The organism is Pseudomonas sp. Mb7, from assembly GCF_054790525.1.
Map to the genome: position 1 here is coordinate 3,447,926 of NZ_CP186501.1, position 23,863 is coordinate 3,471,788.

Below are 23,863 nucleotides of genomic sequence, written 5' to 3' on the forward strand. Positions count from 1 at the left end.
AACCTTTTATTTCATGACGATCCTTATGCGATTCGCCAAACGTTTCAAACACCGCGCATATGTGGCCCTGCCTTCCCTGCTGGCCGTCAGTGCGCTGTTCCTGTCGCTGGAGTCCAGCGAAAGCCGCGCGCAACCGGTGGACGGTACCCAGACGCTGGTGTTCCTGCGCCATGCGGAGAAACCCGAAGGTGGCCTCGGCCAGCTCAACTGTCAGGGCCTGAACCGCGCCATCGACCTGTCGACGCTGCTGCCGGAGAAATTCGGCAAGGCCGATTACGTGTTTGCCGCCAACCCGACGCGCAATGTCGAGGAAGGTGAGCTGGATAATTCCTACAGCTACATTCGCCCGCTGATGACCATCAGCCCCGCCGCGATCAAGCTCGGCCTGCCGGTGAACATCGAGTTCTCGGCCAACGACACCAGCGATCTGGCCCGCGAACTGCTGGAAGACAAGTATCACAACTCGACGATCTACACCGCCTGGTCCCACGGCTATCTGCCAGAGCTGATCAACAAGGTGGCGGGCAAAGCGGTCGGCGAGAAGCAGAACATCACCGAGGACTGGGCGGGCAACGATTTTGACTCGCTGTATGTACTGACCCTGACCTGGCACAACGGCAAGGCCAGTCTGCAGAGCCACAGCTACAAGCAGGGGCTGGATCATGGCAAGGAAACCTGCCCGACCTGAGTCATCTTCTGTCTGAACCGGCCCCATCGCTGGCAAGCCAGCTCCCACAGGGTTCTAGGGTGTACACAAAATCCATGTACATCCGCAATAACTGTGGGAGCTGGCTTGCCAGCGATGAGGCCAGCAAAAGCACTATCAATCCTTCTGATTCACCCGCTCACGCAGATACTCAAGCACCGCCCCACGCTCCCCGGCAAACTCGATCCGCCCGCCCTTCTTCTCGCGCTGAAACACATACATCGGGTCGTAATACTCACGCAGCAACCCTTCGATCCAGCCGCGATGCAAGTCCACCGCCCCACTCCGCCCCTGCTCGATCAACGCCTCTTCCATCAACAACAGCATTCGCCGATGACGCTCGCCGCCGAGGCGTTTTTGCACATTGTTGAGGCTTTCCAGCAAGCGTTCAGAAAACAACGTGAAGCCCTCTTCACCGTGCACAGCCGTAAATTCCGCAGACAGATCCACCACGTAATCACGCAGAATCCGCTCCACGCGATCGTCAAAACTGTCTTCCAGCCAGACCATCGGGTACTGCTGCATGCCCTGATACAGCGGCAGCGGCAAGGCGCAACTGCCGACCACCCGGCTCTCGTCCTCCAGCACGAACTGCGCAAACCCCGCGTCGCGTTTCTTGAGAATGTCGATGGCCAGGCGGTTTTCAAAATCGATGTTCGACGGCTGTCCGGTGGCGCGTTTGCCGAAGCTTGAGCCACGATGATTGGCGTGCCCTTCCAGGTCCAGGCCATTGCGCAACTGCACCAGCACTTCGGTCTTGCCAGTGCCGGTCATGCCGCCGAGCAGGACGAAATCACATTGCGCGATGGCCTGTTCAAGGGTGTCGATGAGGAAGTTGCGCATCGCTTTGTAACCACCGCCGATGCGCGGATAGTCGATGCCGGCCTCGTCACGCAGCCATTGCTGAGTGATCTGCGAGCGCAGGCCGCCACGAAAACAATACAGATAACCGTCAGGATGGGCGCGGGCAAAATCGGCCCAGGCCTGGATGCGCTCGGCTTTCACCGCGCCCGACACCAGTTGATGACCCAATTCGATGGCGGCCTGCTGGCCGTGTTGCTTGTAGCAGGTGCCGATCTTCTGCCGTTCAACGTCGTTCATCAGCGGCAGATTGATCACGCCGGGGAACGCGCCCTTGTGAAATTCGACCGGTGCGCGGGCGTCCATCAACGGCCGGTCGTTGAGAAAAATGTCTCGGTAGTCAGTGCAGTCGCGGAGCATCAAATCACCTCGACTGCGTTCGTCTGTCGCTCAACCAGTTCGCCGATTGGCGCAAGGTTCAGACCCAGTTCGGCGGCAACAGCGAGGAATTCTTCATTGCCTTGCGGCGTCACCGCGATCAGCAGACCGCCACTGGTTTGCGGGTCGCAGAGCACGCGTTTGTGCAGTTCCTGCACGCGGCCCACCTTACTCGCATAGCTGTCGAAGTTGCGCAGCGTACCGCCGGGGACACAACCTTGATCGAGGTAATACTCGACGCTGTCCAGACGCGGCACACGGTCATAGGCGATGCGCGCGGTGAGCTGGCTGCCATCGGCCATTTCCACCAGATGCCCGAGCAGGCCGAAACCGGTAACGTCGGTCATCGCTGTAACGCCGGCGAGTTTGCCGAAGCGACTGCCGGGTTTGTTCAGAGTGCACATCCAGTCGCGGGCCACGCCGACGTCGGCCGGGCGCAACTTGCCCTTCTTCTCGGCGGTGGTGAGGATGCCGATGCCTAGCGGTTTGGTCAGGTACAACAGGCAACCGGCGGTAGCGGTGTCGTTGCGCTTCATGTGGCGCTTCTCGACCAGACCGGTGACGGCGAGGCCGAAGATCGGCTCTGGCGCATCGATCGAATGCCCGCCTGCCAGTGGAATGCCCGCCGCGTCGCACACGGCACGGCCGCCGCGAATCACTTCACGCGCCACTTCCGGCGCCAGCACATTGACCGGCCAGCCGAGAATCGCGATGGCCATCAGCGGATCACCGCCCATCGCGTAGATGTCGCTGATCGCATTGGTCGCGGCGATGCGGCCGAAGTCGAACGGGTCATCGACGATCGGCATGAAAAAGTCGGTGGTCGAGACCACACCGCGCTCGGCATCGATCTCGTAGACCGCCGCGTCATCGCGCGAGGCGTTGCCGACCCACAGTTTCGGATCAAGGTTCTGCGCACCGCTGCCGGCCAGAATCACTTCCAGCACCTGCGGGGAAATCTTGCAGCCGCAACCGGCGCCGTGGCTGTATTGGGTCAGACGAATCGGCTCGCTCATGGGGGAGTCTCAGGCTGTTGATGGGGCCGATTCTAGCAGAGCACGCCGGGTCTATCCGATCGTCGATCGTTCCCACGCTCCGCGTGGGAATGCAGCCCGGGACGCTCCGCGTCCCTTCACGGAGCCGGAACGCGGAGCGTCCCTAGAGGCGTTACCACGCAGAGCGTGGGAACGATCATCTGGCGACAAGGCAAAAAAAAACCGCCCTTACGGGCGGCTAAAAGTGCTTCGCCCCTAAATCAGAAGCCCAGGCTGAAGCTGATGGTCATCGCATGGTCGTTGCTGTCGTTCGACAGTTGACCCGAGTAGCCGACGCCGAGTTTGCCGGTCGGGCTGATCTGGAAGTCGACCCCCGCTTCAACAATCGCGCTGTCCTTGGCGATCGGCACGCCCTGGGTGCTGAACGAGGCGCCGCCGTCGATGAAGGTCAGATCAGCGTCAGGCTTGGTGTCACCAAAGGCATGGCGCCAGCCGAGCGCCGCGCGCGGGGTGAATTGCCCGCCGTTGGCCAGGGTGATGACTTTGCCGGCGCGTACACCGAGGGTCGAGAAGGTGATGTCTTGATCGGCATCGGCTTCCAAGCGTCCTACTCCGCCTTTTTCCTTGGCTTTGTCGGTGTCGTAGTTGACGTAGGCCAGACCGGCGAACGGCTCGAGGGCAATGCCGCCCGCGTCGATGGCGTAACCGACTTCACCGAACACCTGGGCGCTGCGCGCGTCGTAGTTGGCTTTCAGACGGTCGTTGTAGCTGCCGACGCTGACGTTGCGTTTGGTTTCGATGTCGTGCCAGCTGTACGCGGCGCCGAGGCGCACTGCGAGTGCATCGAACTGCGAATTGAGGTACGCCGCCAGATGGTAGCTTTCAACGGTGGCATCCGAGCGACGATCATGCGCATCGAGATCGCTGCGGGTGTAACCGGCGGCCATGCCCACGCGCCACTGGTCATCGAGTTGCTTGTCGGTGCCGAGCATGAAGCCGCTGAGGTTACGGTCGAGTTTCGCCGCGTTGCTGTCGCCATCCGACTCACCCCACGCACCAAGAGCCCGCGCCCAGCCAACCATTTCGCCGTGGCAACCGTTGCTACTCAATTGGTTGTCACTTGGCGCCAGAGCACGACGTGGATCATCCGCCGCGCTGCATGACGGTTGGCGCATGCGATCGTTGACTGCGTCACGCACATAACGCGAATCCTCAAGGATGGCACTGGCGGTGCTGGCGTGGATCTCACCGGACAGACTGTCGAAGGCATTGCGCGCACCGGCAACACTGAGGTTGACGATCTCGTTCTGCAACGCCGCACCGGCCGGGCCGTTGTTCGACAACGCGGTGGCGGTGCGGAACTGGTTACCAGTGGCGGCGACATCGGCGAACGAATTGCCATTGCGGCTGACCATCAGGTTCACCGCGTTGGCGTCATACACCAGTGCTGTGTTGAGGAACGCGTATTGCGGCAGGTCCGCAGCGCTGAAGGTGCCATTCACGCCACCGCCCGCCGTGATCAGCGAATACGTGGTGTTGCCGGTGAACGGTGCCAGCGAATTCACTTGCAAAGCGCCGCCCAAGGTTGCGGTGCCACCGACGGCCAGCGGTGTCGCGGTTGGCGAACTGACGGTCAGCGCCAGCACCCCGTCGCTCGCATTGGTCAGGTTACCGGCCACGCTCAGCGTTCCTGCTTCGGAGCCCGAGGCGACAACGCCATGGTTGACCACCGAGCCGACGCTGCCATTACCGCTCAGGCCGGCTCCGTTAGCCACGGTGACTTGCCCACCCAACGAAGCGCGCGCCGCAAGGCTGCCCACTTGCAGCACACCTTGATCGACCGCGACCGTGCCGCTGAACGGATTATCACCGGTCAACAGCAAGGTGCCGGTGCCGCGTTTGAGCATCGCGCCAAGTCCACGCAGCGATCCATTGAACTGACCATTGAAGTTCTGCAAGAAGAGCAGCGATGCGTTGTTGAGGATATTGCCCTGCAGACTCGTGGTGTTACCGACCAGCGTACCGCCGCTGACCGTGGTGCCACCGCTGTAGGTGTTGGCGCCGCTCAATACCAGCGTGCCGGAATCGAGTTTTTCGATGCCGCCCGTGCCCACCAGCGGCGCGGAGATTTCTGCGCTCCCTCCGGCATTGACCCGCACCGGTGCGAGGCTGCCGTCCGTGCCGTTGACCGGGGTCAGCGTACCGCCAGCCCCTGGAACCAGGCTGTAGCCGCCGGAGAGGAATTGCAGGCCGGTGAAGTTCTGATTGCCCTGCACCGTAACCGTACCTGCCTGACCGCCGAACACCGCGAACTGACCATTTGAAGCCAGCGCCTGAGTACCACTCGGATCGGTCCAGTTGGTGTCCGGCCCCCACACACCGCTGCCGCCACCGATGCTGCCGTCCGGATTGGTGGTGCCACCGTTCCAGAACTGCACCTCACCCGGGGTGCCTTGCACCAGCAGGTTGATCTGATTGGCGATGGCGGTTTGCAGGGTCAGGTTGGCCGCCGACACCGGCAGGCTACCGTAGACCAGACCGTTGTCGATCAGGCTGCCACCATAGCTGAACAGTTGATAAACCCCAGTGCCGAAACCGCCGGCGTTGCTGATGTTCAACGTACCGTCGAGGGTCAGGTTGCCGGCGACATTGACCACCGTGGTCGAACTGGCCGCCGAGCCGAGGCTGAAGTCCAGATTGGTCCCCGACGACAGTGCCAGCGAACCGACTGACAATGGCGTTGCCGTACCGCCACCCAGCAGCGTCGCGCCGCTGGCCAGTTGCACGGCACCCCCAAACTGGCCACCGCCGCCGATGCCCGCACCGCTGGCAACGTCGACATTGGCGCTGTTGAGCACGCCGTTGACGATCAGGTTGCCAGCCTGCACCGACGTGTTGCCAGTGAAGGTGTTGTTGCCAGTCAGCAGCAACTCTCCAGCCCCGGTTTTGTTCAGCGTGCCGGCACCGGTGAGGTTACCGGTGTAGCTGCCGTCGGCGTTTTGCTCGAAGGTCAGCGTTGCGTTGTTGACGATCGCACCTTGCAGGCTGCTGGTGTCACCGCGCGTCGTGCCGCCGTTCAGTGTGGTGCCGCCGCTGTAGGTGTTGGCGCCACTGAGGACGAGATCGCCGCTACCGTTTTTCAGCAGACTGCCGGTGCCGGTCACCGCACCGATCAATGTGGTGTTCTGATTACCGGCCAGGGTCAGTTGAGCGCCAAGGTTGATGGCATTGGCCAGTTGCAGCGCTGAAGTGCTATCGAGGGTGCCATTGCCGATCACATTGAGCGCACCGCTGCTGATCGCACTGTTGTTGCCAAGAACCAGCGTGCCGCCGGCGAGTTGAGTGCCGCCACTGAAAGTGTTGCTGCCGTTGAGGGTCAGGCTCGAGGCGCCGGCCTTGATCAGGCTGCCGCTGCCGCTGACCACGCCGTCGAGGGTCAAGGCGTTGGAGCCGGCAACGGTCAAACCACCATTGACGACCACGTCGTTGCCCAGACTGACGGCCGCGTTGCTGTCCAGCGCCGTGCCGTCAGCAGCGGTCAACACACCAGTGCCGAGCGCCGCGTTGTTGCCAACCACGATTTTGCCGCCGTTCAGCGCCGTGCCGCCGGTGTAGCCGTTGGCCGCGTTGAGCACCAGCGTACCGCTGTCGTATTTGCCCAGCGTGCCGCTGCCGTTGAGCGCGACACCGATGGTTGCCGTGGCGTTCGGGTCAACCCGCACCGTGGCATTGCCCAGTGAACCGTTGACCAGATTCAGCGAGCCCGCCGTGCCATTCACCAAGCTGTAGCCATCGGTGACGAACTGCAGGCCGGTAATGGTTTGCGCGCCGTTGACGGTCACCGTGCCGGCCGCACCCTGGAACACCGCGAAGCTGTTGGTCCAGGCCTGGTTGGTAGTGCCGTTGACGTCGGTCCAGTTGGTGGTGCCGGTGCCCCAGGTGCCGCTGCCGCCTTCGACCGAACCGTTGGCCACCAGTTGATTGCCGTCCCAGAACTGCACGGTGACGCCCGGTGCGGTGACCAGCAGGTTGATCTGATTGGCCAGCGCGGTTTGCAGTTGCAGATCGCCCGGGCTGACGCTACCCGGCAACGTGCCGAAGAGCATGCCGTTGTCGGTCAGGCCGCCGGTGTAGTCGATCAGGCGATACACACCGCTGCCGAAACCGCCGATGTCGCTGACATTGAGGGTGCCGTCGAGGGTCAGGTTGCCGCCAACGCTGACCAGCGCATTGCCGCCACCGGACACCGGTGTGCCAAGTCCGACGTCGAAGTTTGAGTTGCCGTTGAACACCAGCGAACTCACGTTCAGCGTACTGCCGGTGACGCCCGCCAGATGACCGCCATCGGCCACCGTCACGGCACCGGTCAAGGTGCCGCTGCCGCCGAGGGTGCCACCGTTGTTGACCAACACGTTGCCGCTGGCCAGCGAGCCGTTGACCTGCAAGGTGCCGGCGTTGACGCTGGTGTCGCCGGTCAGATCGCTGATGCCGCTGAGTGTCAAGGTGCCGCTGCCGAGTTTGCTCAGGCTGCCGTCACCGCTGAGGATGCCGGCGAAAGTGCTGCTGACGTTGTTGCCGCCAAGGCTCAACGTATTGCCCGTACCGATCAGCGCAGTGCCGCTGCCGGTTAGGCTGGCGAGGCTGCCCGAAGCACCGAGATTCAGCGCCGCGCCACCCGCGAGATTGACCGTAGCGTTGTTGCCCAGCGCTGCGCCACTCAGTGTGGTCAGGCTGCCGGACGCCACATCGAACGTGCCGCTGAAGGTGTTGTTGCCACTCAGCGTGACGTCGGCCAGACCGTTTTTGCTCAACGTGCCGGCGCCGGCAATCACACCGCCAAGGGTCAGGTTGTTGTTGCCGGCCAGGGCCAGATTCGCGTTGACGTTGAGGTTGTTGGCCAGCACCAGCGGCGCGGAGTTATCGAGGGTGGAAGCGCCGGCCACGGTCAGCGCGCCACTGCCCAGCGACGCGCCTGTACCAAGGGTCAGCGTGCCGGCATTCAGCGTGGTACCGCCGGTGAAGGTGTTGATGCCGTTGAGGGTCAGGTTCGACGCGCCGTCCTTGATCAAGCCACCCGCGCCGCTGACCACACCCGCGAGGGTCAGATTGTTGCTGCCGGTGTTGCTCAGATTGGCATTGAGCACAACGTTGTTGCCCAGGCTCAGCGCGCTGTTGCTGTCCAGCGCCGAGGCGCCCGCCACGGTCAGGTTGCCCAGGCCCAGTGCCGAGTTGCTGCCGGCGGTCAGGGTGCCGGCGTTCAGGGTGGTGCCGCCGAGGAAGTTGTTGTTGCCGCTGAGGGTCAGGTTGGCCGCGCCGTTTTTGCTCAGGCTGCCGGCGCCGTTGACCGTACCGGCCAAGGTCAGATCCGCCGTGCCGCCGATGCCGAGATTGCCGGCCAGGTTGACCGCGTTGTTTACCGAAACCGCCGTGCTGGCATCCAGCGTCGTACCGCCCGCCGCGTTCAACGTGCCGGAGCCGAGCGCTGAGTTCGACGCCAGAATCAGTCCGCCGGCATTCAGCGCCACCGGGCCGAGGAAAGCGTTATTGCCGCCGAGGGTCAGATTGGCCGTGCCGGTTTTGATCAAGCCACCGGTGCCGCCAATCACGCCGTTGAGGGTCAACGCATTGCTGCCGACCACGGTGAGGTTACCGTTGAGCGTCGCCGCGTTGGCCAGTGTCACCGCCGCGTTGCTGTCCAATTGCGTACCGGCATTCGCCGTCAGCGTGCCGGTGCCGAGCGCGGTGTTGCTGCCGACGATGATCTTGCCGCCGTCCAGTTGCGTGCCGCCGGTATAAGTGTTGGCACCACCGAGCACCAAGGTGCCTGCATCGAGTTTATTGAGGATGCCGCTGCCATCGATATTGGCATTGATGGTCGCCGTCACGCCCGGATCGACGCGCAACGAAGTGGTGCCGCCGGTGCCGTTGACCGCCGTGAGTTGCCCCGCCGCACCGTTAACCACGTTGTAGCCATCGGTGAGGAATTGCATGCCGGTGAACGCTTGCGTGCCGTTCACCGTCACAGTGCCGGCGCTGCCCTGGAACACCGCGAAGTCGCCGGCCCACGGCTGGTTGACCAGACCGTTGGCATCGGTCCAGTTGGTGCCGACCGCATTCCACGTGCCACTGCCGCCATCGACCACACCGTTGGCAATGGTCTGACTGCCGTCCCAGTAACGGATGTTGCTGTTCGGCGCCGAGACTTGAATGTTGATCTGATTGGCCACGCCGGTTTGCACCAGCAGATCGCCGAGGCCGTAGCCGACCGGCACGCTGGCCACGTCCAGACCGAGGTTGGTCAGGCTGCCGGTGTAGTTGAACAAGCGATACACACCGACGCCGAAGCCGCCGGCATCGGTGACATTGAGATTGCCGTCGAGGGTAAGGTTGCCACCGACATTCATCAGCGATGAGGTCGACGGTGTGCCCAGTGCCACATCAACGTTGCTGCCGGCGCCGAGAGTCAGAGCACTCGCCGACAAGGTGTTGCCCGACGACAACGCGAGATGCCCACCGTTGTTGATGTTGACCGCGCCGAGCGCAGAGCCGGTACCGGTCAGGGTGCCGCCGGTATTGACGTTGAGTTGAGCACTGCCCAGCGAGCCGCTGAGATCAACGGTGCCGCCATTGATCGCGGTGTTGCCGGTGATGCCGTTGATCCCGGTGAGGTTCAGCGTGCCAGTGCCGACTTTGACCAAGCCGCCGCTGCCGCTGAGATCACCGTCGAACGTACTGGTGACGTTGCCGCCGCCGACGGTCAGGGTGTTGCTGCCGGTCAGTTGCACACTGCCGCTGCCGGTCAGTGCGCCGAGGCTGGCGTCACTGCCCAGATTCAACCCGGCGCCGGCGCTGATGTTGACGCCGGAGGAGTTACCCAACGCGTTGGTATTGAGCGTGGTGACGCTGCCCGAGACGATATTCAGCGCGCCGGTGAAGGTGTTGTTGCCGGCCAGAGTCAGGTCAGACAAACCATTTTTGGTCAGGCTGCCGGCGCCGTCGATGATGCCGTTCAAGCTCAAATCGTTATTGCCGGCCACGGTCAGCCCAGCGTTCAAAGTAACCGCGTTACCAATGCCAAACGAAGCGCTGTTATCCAGCGTTGCCGCGCCACCGACGATTAATGCGCCGCTGCCCAGACCGTTGGCATTGCCCAGGGTCAGCGTACCGGCATTGAGCGTGGTGCCGCCGCTGAACGTGTTATTGCCATTGAGGGTCAGGTTGGCCGCGCCGTCCTTGATCAACTGGCCGGTGCCGCTGGTCACGCCGCCGAGGGTCAGGTTCTGCGTACCGCCCACGGTCAGCGCCGCATTCAGCGCGACCGCGTTGTTGAGGCTGACCAGCGGCGAGTTGCTGTCCAGCGTCGCGGCGCCCGCGACGGTCAGCGCACCGGAACCCAGTGCCGAGCTGTTGCCGACGGTCAAGGTGCCGGCGTTCAGCGTGGTGCCGCCGGCGTAGTTGTTGGCGGCGTTGAGAATCAGATTGGCCGCGCCGTCTTTCACCAGACTGCCAACGCCGCTGACCAGACCGGTCAGGGTCATATTCGCCGTGCCGCCGATGTTCAAGGCACCAGCGAGTGCCACGGCATTGTTCAGGCTGACGGCCGTGTTGGCGTCCAGCGTGGTGTTGGCCGCCGCGTTCAACGTACCGGAACCCAGCGCGGTGTTGCTGCCGACGGTCAGTTTGCCGGTGTTCAACGCGGTGTTGCCAAAATAAGTGTTGGCGCCGTTGAGGGTCAGGTCGGCAGCGCCGTTCTTGGTCAGTCCTCCGATACCGGCGACCACGCCGCCGAGGGTCAGCGCATTGGAGCCACCCAGGGTCAGAGTGCCGGCGAGGTTGACGTTGTTGGCCAGGGTCGCGGCGGTGCTGGCATCCAGCGAGGTGCCGTTTGAGGCGTTCAGTGTGCCGGTCCCGAGGGCGGTGCTGGAACCGACAATCAGTGAACCGGCATTCAGCGCCGTGGTGCCGGTGTAAGTGTTGATGCCGTTGAGGGTCAGGCTGGATGCGCCGGTCTTGATCAAACCATTGCCGCCACTGATCACCCCGCCGAGGGTCAGCGCGTTGGCGCCGCCGGCGGTGAGGTTGGCGTTGAGAATCACGTTGTTGTTCAGGGTCACGGCCGAACTGCTGTTGAGCGTGCCCGCACCTTCCACCGACAAGGCGCCGGTGCCCAGTGCGGCGCCGTTACCGACCGTCAGGCTGCCGGCATTCAGCGTGGTGCCGCCGCTGTAGGTGTTGACGCCGCTGAGCGTGAGATTGGCCGCGCCGTTTTTCACCAGTTGGCTGGCGCCGCTGATCTCCCCGCCGAGGGTCAGCGCGTTGCTGCCGCCAATGCCCAGGCTGTTGTTGAGAATGACCGCGTTGTTGAGTGTCACAGCGGAATTGCTGTCAAGGGTGGCCACGCCGCCGACGGTGATGTTGCCGCTGCCGAGCGCCGCGTTGGCGCCCGCGGTGATCGTGCCCGCGTTCAACGCGACCGCCCCGAGGAAGGTGTTGGCGCCATTGAGAATCAGGTTGGCCGCGCCGTTTTTGGTCAGCCCGCCGCTGCCGCTGACGATGCCGCCGAGGGTCAGGTTGGCGCTGCCGCCGACGTTCAGGTTGCCGCCGAGCGAAACGGCGTTAGTCAACGCAACGGCGGTGCTGGCGTCCAGCGTGGTACCGGCTGCCGTGGTCAAAGCCCCGGTGCCCAGCGCGGTGTTGGAGCCGACAATCAGCGTGCCGGCGTTGAGCGCGGTGCCGCCGGAGAACGTGTTGTTGCCGCTGAGGCTCAGGTTGGCGGTGCCGTTCTTGATCAGGTTACCCGCACCGCTGACGACGCCACTCAGGCCCAATGCCTGCGTGCCGCCAAGGGTCAGCGCCCCGGTCACTGCGACGGCGTTGGCCAACGTCACCGCCGCCGTCGCATCCAGCGTGGTCCCGGCGGCGGTATTCAGTGCGCCCGTGCCCAGCGCGGTGTTGCTGCCCACCAACAGGCTACCGGCATTGAGCAGCGTGTTGCCGCTGTTGCTGTTGTTGCCGGTCAACGTCAGGCTGGCACTGCCGGATTTGGTGATGCCGCCGGTGCCGGACAATACGCCGCCAAGGGTCAGGGCATTGCTGCCGAGCACGTTGAGCGCACCGGTCATGCCGATGTTATTGGCCAGCGTAACGTTGGTGGTGCTGTCCAGACTGGTGCCGGCGGCAGTGTTCAGCGCACCGCTGCCCAGCGAGTTGTTGTTGGTCACCAGCAGGCTGCCGGCGCTGAGGGTGGTGGTACCGGTGAACCCGGTGTTGACGCCGCTGACAGTCAGGCTGCCGCTGCCGGTTTTGGTCAAGCCGCTGCTGCCGCTGATCAAGCCGCTGAGGGTCAGCGCGCCGGTGCCGCCAGCCGTCAAGGTGCCGCCGAGGCTGATGGCGTTGGCCAGGCTGATGGTGCCCGGTGCGCTCAGCGTTGTCGCGCCGGTCACATTGAGCGTGCCAGTGCTGAACGCCTGATTGTTGCCCACCTGCACCGTGCCGCCGTTGAGCGTGGTGTTGCCCAGATAGGTGTTGGCGGCGCTGAGATTAAGCTGGCCGGTACCGGCCTTGGTGAAACCGCCGCTGCCGGAAATCACCCCACTCAGGGTGGTCGCGTTGCTGCCTTGTAGCGTGACGCCGGCGGCGCCGAGGGAGATCAGATTGCTGATGTTCAACCCGGCGTTGCTGGCCTGCAGAACCCCGCCGTTGGAGGTGAGCACACCGCTGCCGAAGGTGGCGTTGTTGTTGAAGTTCGCGATACCGCCGTTGAGCGTGGTCGCGCCACTGACCAATGGCCCCTGCAAGGTCCAGGTACCGCTGTTGAGGGTCAGGTTGTTGAAGTTGATGTAGGTGGCGCTCGATGCCGTTCCAGTCCCGGTGATACCGCCGCCGACGCCAGCCGGGTTTTGCAGGATCAGGCTGTTGGTGCCGCCCGCACCGCCATCCACCGTACCGGTCGGGGCGAAGGTCAGGTTGATGCCGATCAAACCGCCGAGGCCGACGCTGATCTGTACACCGTCACCGACGTTGACGCTGGAGCCGGTCACCGCAGTGAAGGTGTTGGTGCTCGCCGCGCCCATCGACACACCGCCGGTAATCGCACCGGCGTTGGTGAAGGTATTGCCCGCCGCCGACGTTTCGAACGCGATCCGGCCGTTGATCACACCGGTGCTGCTGTTGGTCATGTTGACCTGCGAACCGCCGTAGACGCCGACCACCGGGGTGTCGGCGAGGGTGATGCCGCCGACCGACAAACCGGTCGACGTGATGGTGCCGTTGTTGGTGATGCTAGTGGTGCCGGCAGCGGCGTTGTTCACCGCAATCCCGAGGCCGTCGATGCTGGTCAGGTTGAGCCCGAGCAACATGCCCGTGCCGCGAATGATCCCGCTGGCATTGTTGAGCACACTGACCGTACTGGTCGCACCGGTGCCAATGAATGCGCCGCCACTCAACACCGAGACCAGGCCCAGTAGCGCCGGGTCGAGGGTGCCGGAGTTGTTCAGGGAGATGTTTACCCCGGTCAGGTCCATCACATGGCCGCCGAGGGTCGCGTTCATCTGCGCGCCGCTGTTGACGTTGACCGTCAAACCGCTGGTGGCACTGGAGAAGTTGTTGAGGAACAGCGGCAGACTCGGCACGCCGGTGCAGGTCACAGTGGAACCTGCCGTGGAACACGTGGCCAGCGCAGGTGCGCTGACGCCGCCGAACAGCAGCCCGGCGACGCTCAAGTGCACAGCAAGGGAAAGAGGGGAAAAACGCGAAACGAGGGCGACACCAAACCTTGCTTCCACGGGCTACTCCTTGTCGTGGCCAATTTCTTCCTTGAGGGCGCGCAGAACCGTGCTTATTCCACACGCGAATCAAGACTGCGACGGTCATCACAAAACCGCGTTATTGGGGACAACGCTAGTAGACGCCCGGCAATGGGGCACGGATTAAATGGTGTTAATACTTTAATACTAGAGGGGTCTGGAATCAGCGTTTCAGCCCGTATCCATGGGCCTTCAGCCTGTCGCAGAACCTGTAGGAGTGAGCCTGCTCGCGATGGCGGTGTGTCAGTCAGCCCACGTTTTATTGATAAACCGCTATCGCGAGCAGGCTCACTCCTACAGGGGTTTTGCGGTGAGCAGGCATACCTGATCAGTCCGTCAGTTAAATTTGCGAATTCATCGATATTTCAGAGCATTGAGAAAACTGGTACGCCTTGTGCAAACGTTTGCGTAACGTCAATACCAACGTTTTCGTAACAAAACCGTACAAGCCCACGGAACACGGGCCTCGATCCGCAAAAAAAGGACTTTGAATGCCCATCGCATGCCCTTTTCGCGCACCGTTTGCGCGCACGCTCGCTGTTTCCCTGCTACTGACCGGCGTTACCGGACTTCTCAGCCACAGCGTTCTGGCGCAACCGGCGCCAGCCGAAGAATCCGCCCAGGGCGAAGCCCTCAGCCCGGAAGCCAGCCCGCCGAAACAAGGCGCGTACCTGTCGGACTGGTACAACCAGGACCTGATGCTGATCGGCAGCAAAGACATCAGCTTCGGCCCGCAACCGGCCGACGATATCTATCTGGAATACGAGTACTTCGGCCGCAAAGGCCCGTTCGAGTTGTACGGCTACATCGACATCCCGAAGATCTTCAATATCGGCAACAGCCACGACAAAGGCGTGTGGGATCACGGCTCGCCGGTGTTCATGGAGCACGAACCACGCATTTCCATCGACTACCTCGCCGGCCGCAGCCTGGCCATCGGCCCGTTCAAGGAATGGTATGTGGCGTTCGACTGGATCTATGACCACGGCAGCCGCAAAGAGAACCGCGCCAACACCCTCTACAGCGGTTTCGGCACCGACATCGACACCCATTCGCGGGTCAATCTGTCGGCCAACCTCTACGGTCGCTATCAGTGGGAAAACTACGGCGCGAGCAACGAATATTCCTGGGACGGCTACCGCGCACAGCTCAAGTACATCGTGCCGATCGATAAATTCAGCAACGGCGCCTCATTGACCTACATCGGCTTCACCAACTTCGATTTCGGCTCGGACATCCACAAGGACAACCCGGCGCGCACCGCCAATGCGACGGTGGCGACCAACGTCCTGCTCTACTCGTTCACGCACTTGCGCTTCACCCTGGTCGGCCGTTATTTCCACAACGGCGGCAACTGGGAAGACGGTAGCGAGCTGAATTTTGGCGACGGTAATTTCCGCGCGCGTTCCAACGGCTGGGGTTACTACGCCGGCGTCGGTTATCAGTTCTGAATCAAGGAGTTTTCCATGCAAGCAATGATGCGTTTGACCCTGGCCGGTGCGGCCGTGCTCTCCTCCACCGCGTGGGCCGCCGAAGCACCGATGCAACCGAAAGTCGTGCTGATCACCATGTTCGCCCCCGAGGCGCAGCATTGGATCGATCGCCTGGAACTGAAGCAGGAAATCCGCGTGCCGGGCCTGTCCGCCGAGTACCCGAGCATCCGCTGCAACACCCAGCAGGTGTGCCTGCTGACAACCGGCATGGGCCAGACCAACGCCGCCGCCTCGACATTGGCGTTGGCGCTGTCGCCGAAATTCGACCTGCGCAAAAGTTACTTCCTGATCGCCGGTATCGCCGGCATCAGCCCGAAACACGGGACTATCGGCACCGCCGCGTGGGCGCATTATCTGGTGGAGTTCGGCACGCAATGGGAGATCGATTCGCGCGATGCGCCGTCGAGTTGGCCGACCGGTTACCTGGGCATCAACACCAAAGGCCCGAACGAAAAACCACCGTTGGACTACAAGACCGAAGTCTTTGAACTCAACCCGAAACTGCAGGCCAAGGCGTTCGCCCTGAGCCACAAGGTTGAGCTGAGCGAAAGCAAGGAATCCGCCGCGTGGCGCCTGAAATACCCGTCGGCCCCGGCCAATCAACCACCGGTGGTGACCCGTTGCGACACACTGGCCGGCAACACCTGGTTCTCCGGCACGCGCCTGAGCGAACGGGCCGAGGTCTGGACCAAGTTGTTGACCGATAACAAGGGCGAATACTGCACGACGCAGCAGGAAGACAACTCCACCTATGAAGCCTTGCTGCGTGCCAGTCGCGAAGGTCTGGTCGACGTGCAACGTCTGGCCGTGGTGCGTGCCGGCTCCGACTTTGACCGTCCTGAGCCGGGCGGCAGTGAAGTGGATAACCTGCTCAAATACGCCGATCAGGGCGGCTTCGTGCCGGCGCTGGAAAACCTCTATCGCGCGGGGAATCCGCTGGTGCAGGACATACTGAAAAACTGGTCGGCGTGGGAAAACGGCGTCCCGCAATCCTGAGCCCGACACCGATCTACTGTAGGAGTGAGCCTGCTCGCGATCGCGGTGTGTCAGTTGATACATGGGTGACTGATACACCGCAATCGCGAGCAGGCTCACTCCTACAGGGGTTTTGCGGTGTATCAGGGAATTAGGATGACCTTGTCACCGCTGCCCTGATTCACATCGGCGTAGCGCGCCAGGCCTTCGGCCAACGGCGCCTCGACCAACCCTTGCGGCAACGGCAACAACCCTTCATCAAAGAACCGCCCGAACTGCTCGAGCATCGCCGCACACGCTTCAACGCCATACAACAACGAATTGATTCCGACCACCGAACCGCCCTTGCGATACAGCGCCAGTGCCGGCAGTTGCACATGCCCATCCACCGGCGCGGCGATGATCGCGATCCGTCCGAAAGTTGCCAACGCTGCCACCGACGCCGGCAGCCAGAAACCGGTGGTGTCGAAGATCACATCGGCGCCGCCGCGATACACCGCATTGACTTGCGCACCGAGGTCTTCGGGTTTATCCAGCTGAATCGTCTGATAACCCTGCGCCTGCAACTCCGCCACCTGCTCCGGGCGCCGCGCCGCCGCGAGCAACTGCGCGCCGCGCACTTTCGCCAGCGCCAAAGCAGCGGTGGCCACCGCCCCGCCGCCGATCACCAGTAAACGCGTTTCGGCCGTTACCAGACTGCGTTCCAAAGCATCCCACGCCGTCGTGTACGGCACGCCGAGGCTGGCGGCTTGGGTGAAACTCAGATGCGAAGGTTTGTGCGCCACACCATTGGCCGGCAGTTTGACGAACTGCGCATGGGAGCCGTCGGCAAAAAAGCCCAGCTCACGACCAGTGCCCCAGACTTCCTGACCGATCAAGGCCTGCGGGCCTTCGACAACGACACCGGCAAAATCCCGACCGGGAATCCGTGGCAGCGTGGTGTAGGGGAAACGACCCAGGACGTTTTTCACATCGCTGGGATTCAGCCCGGCAGCCTTGATCTGCACCAGCACTTCGTCAGCGCCGGGTACCGGGGTCGGCACCTCGACGTAACGCAGGGCAGACAGATCGCCGGTTTTATCGAATTGCAGTGCTTTCATGGGGACATCCACCGAAGGAAAAGAGGGATTTCAGGACAGCCAGCCCGCGACCAGTTGCCGGCCCATCGGCCACAACTGCTCACCGGCCAACATGCCGAGTAAACCGACCAGCGCGATAGCCGGTGGCGCCGGAGAACGGAAATCCAGCGCGCCGTACAACAGACCGACGCCCAGACCGATGGCTAGCGAAATCAGGTAATTCATGGGGAGGAACTCCGCCCGTGGAAAGGAATGGGCAAAGTTTAGGGAGTCGGCGAGGTTGGCATCGGCCAAGGACTTCTGAATTTCGGACAAACCAACCACAGTCACCACAAAACCCTGTGGGAGCTGGCTTGCCAGCGATGAGGCCTGTACATCCGATCCTCATCGGCTGACACACCGCTATCGCTGGCAAGCCAGCTCCCACAAGGTTCTGTGTAGGTTCAGGATATAGCGTCGTTACAGAGTGAATTGCGAAGGGGCGACGCCCAGTTCGCGACGAAACATGTCGCTGAAGCTACTGGGTGAATAGCCGAGCTCCCGGGCAATCACACTCACCGCCACGCCCTGAATCAGTTCCGCCACCGCCGTCGCCAGTTGCACCTGCCGCCGCCACTCGGCGAAGCCCATGCCGAGGCTGTCCTTGAACAACCGCGCCAGCGTGCGCACGCTGGCCCCGGCATTTGCCGCGTGCTGCTCGAACGGAATCTCCAGCGACGGCGCTGCCATTACCGCTTGGCACAGGTTCATCAAACGCCGATCGGAATCATCCGGCATCGGGATCTTCAACTGTGAACGCCTGGCGCGTTTCAGTTCCAGCAAGGCCAGCCCGACCAACGCCTCGTAGTAGGCCGGTTCACCGCTGTCGCCCTGCTCCACCAGCCCGACAATCAACTCGCGCAACAAACCACCGACCTCGATCACCTGCACCGTCGTGTCCAGCGTCGCCGCCAGCGCCGGACGCAGGTAGATATTGCGCATCTGCAAATCCGACACCACCCGAATCCCGTGCGGCACCCCCGGCGGCAACCACACCGCGCGCTGCGGCGGCACCACCAGCGCTTCGTGCGGGGTCTCGACCCACATCACCCCGCTCATCGCATACAGCAACTGACCCCAGACATGCTCATGCGGCTCGATAAACAAGCCGCGCGGATACGTGCGTGCGAGCGGTTGCACGGGCACATCGGTATCGCTGAGATCGGGCGGTGCGGCAAGGGCCATGGCGAGCATTCATTGGGGTTGGCGGGGAAACCATGGTACCCAGTGCGCCACGGCGTCGCCAACGATAGAGACCGTCGGACAATCCGAATGAATTTTCCCGGTGCGCCGCGATCCCTCTAATACTACAGGGAGGAATACGGGCTTTATGAACAACGCAAAACTCTATGTCATCGAATACACCCTCCACGGCACGCCCAAGTCCTTCATTATCCGCTCGGACAAGATGGACAATGTCGAGGCGTGGCACTGGGCGAGCTGCGACGCCGGCGTCGGTCGCATCCCGCGCTTTGGCCGTGAGAAGGTGCAGAAGACCAGCAAGCCGATGGCAGAAAAATTCGGCGTGGAAAACGTCGTGTGGCGACCGACCAGCTAAGCTCAGCCTGGTGATCGGCATCATTCGGGGGAATGCACCATGACCAACATCAACAGCCCGGCACATCTGGACTATGGCCTTGATACGTTGTTCGGGCGTATAACCAAAAGCGTGGACTGCCGCGTTGGGCTGGAGGCGGTCGTAGATGATCCGTTTCGCTTCGCGTTGCGAGTTCCGGCACCGCTGCCGGAAGACCTTGATCAAGCGAAAACCGTCGTGGTCAGGGTTGAGGGGCGAAGGCTGCAGGGCACGGTGCGGCATACCGAACGGATGGACGATGAAAGTCTGAAACTGGAAGTGGAGCCTGATTAGGCTCCACTTTTTTATGCGTCGTTCGTCATCCGTGGGCGCATTTACAGCCCTTGGTTGAACACTCTTCGCCACTCTTGTGGTGGTGAGCGCAGGCTTCACAGCAATAGTGTTTGCCGTGGACGGCGTAGGCATGATCGCCTTCCTTGATCGTGCATTTGCAGTTGGGGCAGTCGCATTTTCTATCGGGCATGGGACAGACTCCTTGGGTGGGGGTTGTCTGGGGCTTGAAGGGCAAGCCCTAACACCCAGTGTAGGAGCTGCGGCAGGCTGCGATCTTTTGATTTTGTTTGGGATTGGGATTGGGATTGGGGGCATATCCGTTGCTGCGGGTGTTGCCGCTGGCGGTTTCGCTCTTACAGCGACTCACTTTTCCAGACGCCGAAAAGTAAGCAAAAGGCTTTGCCCCTGGCGTACGGCACTTCGCTGAGGCTCAGTGTTCCCTCGCTACGGTGTCCATCCGGGGGCATCGCCTACGGTTTGCTTCGCTGCACCTCCTTTCGATGTGTGCGGCTTCGCCGCACGGCGCTGCGCGCCTACCCCCGGATGAACACCTCCGCTCGGCCTGCCGATGGGGCAAAAGATCAAAAGCCGAAACAAGATCAAAAGCTAGATCAAGAGCCCCTCACCCTAGCCCTCTCCCAGAGGGAGAGGGGACTGATTGAGGTGTTTGGGAGAGCTACGCCGACGTGCGATACCCCGCTGAACTCAGGCTCTGAAAAGCAAACAAATCGGCCCATCACCCTCAAAGAAAAAGAGGGACTAACTGAGGTATTTGAGAGAGCTACGCCGACTTGCGATACCGCGTTGAACTCAGATTCTGAAAGGCTCACAAATCAGCCCCCTATCCCTGAAGGAGAGAGGACTGATCGAGATGATTGAGCGAGCTACGCCGACTTGCGATACCGCGTTGAACTCAGATTTTGAAAAGCCCACAAATCGGCTCCCTCTCCCTGAAGGAGAGAGGACTGATCGAGATGATTGAGCGAGCTACGCCGACTTGCGATACCGCGTTGAACTCAGATTTTGAAAAGCCCACAAATCGGCTCCCTCTCCCTGAAGGAGAGAGGACTGATCGAGATGATTGAGCGAGCTACGCCGACTTGCGATACCGCGTTGAACTCAGATTTTGAAAGGCCCACAAATCGGCTCCCTCTCCCTCGGGAGAGGGCTGGGGTGAGGGGTGAGGGGTGAGGGGTGAATCCAACACCAATCCAAAGCCGAACACGCTGTTGCTCCTCACCACTCAACAGGATGAGCGTTAGCTGGGCTGCAGCTTTTGATCTGTAAAGCGACGTCGGAAGGCTGAGTGGAGGGATTGATCCGGGCGTGGGAGCGCAGCGACCGTTTGGCGCAGCCAAACACAGCGGGAGTAGGTGCAGCGAAGCAAACCGGAGACGCTGCGCCCGGATCGATCCCGCAGCGAAGGAACCCAAGCCCCAGCGAGCGGGCCGCACGTAGGAGCAAGCGTTTTTTTGCTTACTTTTTTTAGGCGTTTGTAAAAAAAGTGAGTCGCCGTAAGGGCGAAACCCTAAGCAGCCGTTACCGCAGCAACGGATATGTACCCAACCCAGGTCACCCAGCCTGACGCGAACTCCGATACATAAACACCAAAGCCAACCCCAAACACCCCATCGCCAAAATCCGACTGGAAGAAAGCTCAATCGCCGGATTCCCCAGCCAGCCAAAATTATCAATCAACATCCCCATGCCCAACTGCCCGACAATCACAGCCACCGTCGCCACAGCCGTCCCCACCACCGGCACCGCCCCGACCATCACCATCATGTAGACCACACCAAACAGCGCCCCGGTCAACTGCCACTTCGGCACATCCAAAAGACTCACCGCATGCGCCGGCTCAAAAAACAAAATCAACAACCCGGTCGACACCGCACCCACAACGAACGTCAGCAAACTACTGCGCAACACCCCGACGCTCTCACCCAAACGCCCATTGATCGCCGCCTGCACACTCAACACCGCACCGGCCAACACCACCACCGCCAACAAAATAACCAGACTCATCACTCACCCCCGCGCAATCAAAACAAGTGCCGCCACAATCAACCCCAACGCCAGCCAGCGCTCAGCATTGACCTTCTTGCGCGTCGCGCCGAACCAGCCGAAATGGTCGATCAACACACTCTTGCCGACCTGCCCGGACAGAATCGCGATCATGGTCATGGCGATACCGATATGCGGCGTGGCCAACGTCAGCACCACCACATACATCGGCCCCAGAAAACCACCAATCAACTGCCAACGCGGCAGATCCGTTAGTGCCGGGCCTTTTTGCGGACCGGCGAACAACAGCAGTAAAAACAGAATCGCCGAGCCGACACCAAAGATGCTCAAGGTCGCCCACAGATGCCCGACCTGCACGCCCAAAGGACCGAGCAACCCCGCCTCCACCGACAAGCCCATGCCCGCGAGAATCACCAGCGGCAGCAGCAACAAGCGCAACCCTGATTTCGTCGCCGGTGCGCTGACGCTCACCTCATCCAACGTCTGCATAAACAACATTCCACTCAAGTAAACGATGGCGCGGATTATCGGCTGGCGAAGCTGTGCGATAAATGGGAGCATCCGGACAACACTTTTGCGTAACTCGCATAGCAGGACAAATGATGCACGGGCTAAACGAACTCGGATTCAAAGCGCTAAGGCTGTTTGTGGCGGTGCTCGATCACGGCAGCTTTTCCGAAGTCGCCCGTCGGGAAGGCGTGGCACCCTCCTCGATCTCCCGGCAGATCCAGTTGATGGAGCAGGCGCTCAATCAGCAATTGCTCTATCGCCACACCCGAGCGGTGACGCCAACCGAAGCCGGGCGCATGCTCGGTCACCATGCGCGGCTGGTGCTGGTGCAACTGGAGGAAGCCGAACAGGCGCTGCAGGAACAGCAAAGCGAACCCACCGGCCTGGTGCGCATCAACGCCCCGGTAGTATTCGGTCAGCGGCATCTGACGCCGTGGCTGGGGAAGTTGTGCGCGCGATATCCGAAGCTGCAACTGGATATCCAGCAGACCGACCATTACGTCGACCCGTTGCAGGAAGGCGCTGACCTGCTGTTTCGCATCGGCCCGCTGCACGACTCAAGCATGCAGGCACGGATTCTCGCGCCGCATCGCTTTCAGGTCGCGGCCAGCCCGGCGTATCTCAAGCGCCACGGCACGCCGCAGAAACCTGAAGATCTGGCGCAACACCATTGCCTCGCCTACAAAGGCGCGGCCGGCCAGCAGCGCTGGTTTTTCCGCCGCGATGGCGAAGACTGGACGCCGTACTCGGTGAAAGGCCCGATCACCGGCAACCACGCCGACACCCTCACCCAAGCCGCCGAACAAGGCCTGGGGCTGGTGATGTTTCCGTCATGGCTGATTGGCGAAGCAGTGCGCGACGGCACGCTGGTGCCGGTGCTGGGGGAGTATCAGGTGTCGAACAGCCTTGAGCCGCAGCAGATGGCGGTGTTGTGGCCGGGGAGCCGCAGGTTGTCGGTGAAGGTGCGGACGGTGATTGATTTCTTTGTCGAATGTTTTGGTGAAGTGCCCTATTGGGATCGACCTTGAGTCTTTGAAGATCAAAAGCCCCTCACCCTAGCCCTCTCCCGGAGGGAGAGGGGACTGACCGAGGTGTCTCGCGTCATCCATCGACCGGAAAGATTCAGTCGATTATGGATTCAGTAAAGCTGTTTCAGGTCGGCGTAGTTCCATAGCATCCCCCAATCAGTCCCCTCTCCCTCCGGGAGAGGGTTAGGGTGAGGGGCTTTTCAGGCTGTCAGATCCGGAACTGCCCGACCAGTTTGCCCAGGCGCTGCCCCAGCTCCGCCAAACTACGCGAAGTCTGCGCACCCAACTGCGTCTCATCGGCCACGCTGTCCACCGCCACCGCAATCTGATGCACGCTGCGGTTGATCTCCTCCGCCACCGCCGTCTGCTCTTCCGCCGCACTGGCAATCTGCGCGTTCATCGAGTTGATCGTCGCAATCAACGATGCCATCGCGTCGAGCGAAGCACCGGCCTGATTGGCCTGCTGTGAGGTGCCGTCACCCGCCTCACTGGAACGACGCATGGCTTCAACCGCTTGCTGCGTACCCGCCTGCAAACGATCGATCATCCCCTGAATTTCCTGCGTGCTGATCTGCGTGCGACTGGCCAATGCCCGCACCTCATCCGCCACCACGGCAAAACCACGCCCGGCCTCACCGGCCCGCGCCGCTTCAATCGCGGCGTTGAGCGCCAGCAGGTTGGTCTGCTCGGCGATCGAACGAATCACCCCGAGCACGCCGACAATCGACGTCACGTCTTGCTGCAGGCTGTCGAGCGACACGCCGCTGCTGCGGATGTCATCGACCAGCGCATGGATCTGCTTGATGCTGCCAGCCACCACGCGTTTGGCGCTCTGGCCTTCTTCGTCGGTCTGCTGAGCGGCGACGGCGGCGTTCTGTGCGCTTTTGGCCACTTCCTGCGCGGCGGCAGACATCTCGTTGATCGCCGTGGCAACCTGATCGGTCTCGTGGCGCTGACGCTCCATCGCCTGATCCGAGCGCTGTGCCTGATCCGACACCTGCGTCACCAGACCGGTCAGCTGCGTGGTCATCTCGGTGATCTGCCGCACCAGACCATGAATCTTGTCGACGAAACGGTTGAACGAGCCCGCCAGTTCGCC

The 23,863-nt window shown here is 62.0% G+C and carries 16 protein-coding genes; 6 read left to right on the plus strand and 10 right to left on the minus strand.

Annotated features, from left to right (window positions below):
• Positions 1–13: 13 nt before the first annotated feature.
• Positions 14–688 (plus strand): hypothetical protein, encoded by a 675-nt coding sequence (locus ACOYXH_RS15480; RefSeq protein ID WP_007918234.1) that lies wholly within the window; start codon positions 14–16, stop codon positions 686–688.
• A 135-nt stretch (positions 689–823) separates the two neighbouring features.
• Here ACOYXH_RS15480 and mnmH read toward each other — a convergent pair whose 3' ends face one another.
• From mnmH to ACOYXH_RS15495, 3 genes are all read right to left on the minus strand, one after another.
• Complete coding sequence (gene mnmH / locus ACOYXH_RS15485; protein WP_220556540.1) at positions 824–1,927, minus strand: tRNA 2-selenouridine(34) synthase MnmH; 1,104 nt, start codon at positions 1,925–1,927, stop codon at positions 824–826.
• Positions 1,927–2,961: a selenide, water dikinase SelD gene (gene selD, locus ACOYXH_RS15490; RefSeq protein ID WP_095124423.1), complete on the minus strand. Its 1,035-nt coding sequence runs from the start codon at positions 2,959–2,961 to the stop codon at positions 1,927–1,929. Before selD ends, mnmH begins: the two co-directional genes overlap by 1 nt.
• A gap of 239 nt (positions 2,962–3,200) precedes the next feature.
• Positions 3,201–13,724, minus strand: coding sequence for an autotransporter-associated beta strand repeat-containing protein (locus tag ACOYXH_RS15495; protein WP_460409766.1), 10,524 nt, complete (start codon positions 13,722–13,724; stop codon positions 3,201–3,203).
• Between the two features lie 512 nt (positions 13,725–14,236).
• On the opposite strand from ACOYXH_RS15495, the gene ACOYXH_RS15500 reads away from it, so the two are divergent.
• Together ACOYXH_RS15500 and ACOYXH_RS15505 are read left to right on the plus strand one after the other, a co-directional pair.
• Positions 14,237–15,196 (plus strand): nucleoside-specific channel-forming protein Tsx, encoded by a 960-nt coding sequence (locus ACOYXH_RS15500; RefSeq protein ID WP_460409767.1) that lies wholly within the window; start codon positions 14,237–14,239, stop codon positions 15,194–15,196.
• Positions 15,197–15,211: 15 nt separating this feature from the next.
• The gene (locus tag ACOYXH_RS15505) at positions 15,212–16,234 is read left to right on the plus strand and encodes a purine-nucleoside phosphorylase (RefSeq protein ID WP_460413249.1); all 1,023 of its coding nucleotides are present in this window, start codon (positions 15,212–15,214) and stop codon (positions 16,232–16,234) included.
• 122 nt (positions 16,235–16,356) lie between these two features.
• On the opposite strand, the gene ACOYXH_RS15510 is transcribed toward ACOYXH_RS15505, so the two are convergent.
• The 3 genes from ACOYXH_RS15510 to ACOYXH_RS15520 all read right to left on the minus strand — a co-directional run bounded on the left by ACOYXH_RS15510 (position 16,357) and on the right by ACOYXH_RS15520 (position 18,525).
• Entirely contained in the window at positions 16,357–17,313 is a 957-nt protein-coding gene (locus tag ACOYXH_RS15510; protein ID WP_258708513.1) for a quinone oxidoreductase family protein, read from the minus strand.
• A gap of 30 nt (positions 17,314–17,343) precedes the next feature.
• Complete coding sequence (locus tag ACOYXH_RS15515) at positions 17,344–17,517, minus strand: DUF1427 family protein (RefSeq protein WP_007969534.1); 174 nt, start codon at positions 17,515–17,517, stop codon at positions 17,344–17,346.
• A gap of 234 nt (positions 17,518–17,751) precedes the next feature.
• Positions 17,752–18,525 (minus strand): AraC family transcriptional regulator, encoded by a 774-nt coding sequence (locus tag ACOYXH_RS15520; protein WP_095124418.1) that lies wholly within the window; start codon positions 18,523–18,525, stop codon positions 17,752–17,754.
• Between the two features lie 136 nt (positions 18,526–18,661).
• On the opposite strand from ACOYXH_RS15520, the gene ACOYXH_RS15525 reads away from it, so the two are divergent.
• On the plus strand, positions 18,662–18,889 hold the full coding sequence (locus tag ACOYXH_RS15525) for a DUF6555 family protein (protein WP_093433873.1): 228 nt from the start codon (positions 18,662–18,664) through the stop codon (positions 18,887–18,889).
• Between the two features lie 39 nt (positions 18,890–18,928).
• The gene (locus ACOYXH_RS15530; RefSeq protein ID WP_095050997.1) at positions 18,929–19,201 is read left to right on the plus strand and encodes a hypothetical protein; all 273 of its coding nucleotides are present in this window, start codon (positions 18,929–18,931) and stop codon (positions 19,199–19,201) included.
• Between the two features lie 25 nt (positions 19,202–19,226).
• On the opposite strand, the gene ACOYXH_RS15535 is transcribed toward ACOYXH_RS15530, so the two are convergent.
• From ACOYXH_RS15535 to ACOYXH_RS15545, 3 genes are all read right to left on the minus strand, one after another.
• Entirely contained in the window at positions 19,227–19,391 is a 165-nt protein-coding gene (locus ACOYXH_RS15535; RefSeq protein ID WP_077573617.1) for a metallothionein, read from the minus strand.
• 1,382 nt (positions 19,392–20,773) lie between these two features.
• A complete protein-coding gene (locus ACOYXH_RS15540) occupies positions 20,774–21,226 on the minus strand; it encodes a DMT family transporter (RefSeq protein WP_093433867.1) in 453 nt (150 codons plus the stop codon).
• Between the two features lie 3 nt (positions 21,227–21,229).
• Positions 21,230–21,715: a DMT family transporter gene (locus ACOYXH_RS15545; RefSeq protein ID WP_095051024.1), complete on the minus strand. Its 486-nt coding sequence runs from the start codon at positions 21,713–21,715 to the stop codon at positions 21,230–21,232.
• Positions 21,716–21,828: 113 nt separating this feature from the next.
• On the opposite strand from ACOYXH_RS15545, the gene ACOYXH_RS15550 reads away from it, so the two are divergent.
• A complete protein-coding gene (locus tag ACOYXH_RS15550; RefSeq protein WP_460409769.1) occupies positions 21,829–22,764 on the plus strand; it encodes a LysR family transcriptional regulator in 936 nt (311 codons plus the stop codon).
• Between the two features lie 208 nt (positions 22,765–22,972).
• On the opposite strand, the gene ACOYXH_RS15555 is transcribed toward ACOYXH_RS15550, so the two are convergent.
• Entirely contained in the window at positions 22,973–23,794 is an 822-nt protein-coding gene (locus tag ACOYXH_RS15555; RefSeq protein WP_407082813.1) for a methyl-accepting chemotaxis protein, read from the minus strand.
• Positions 23,795–23,863: the final 69 nt, after the last annotated feature.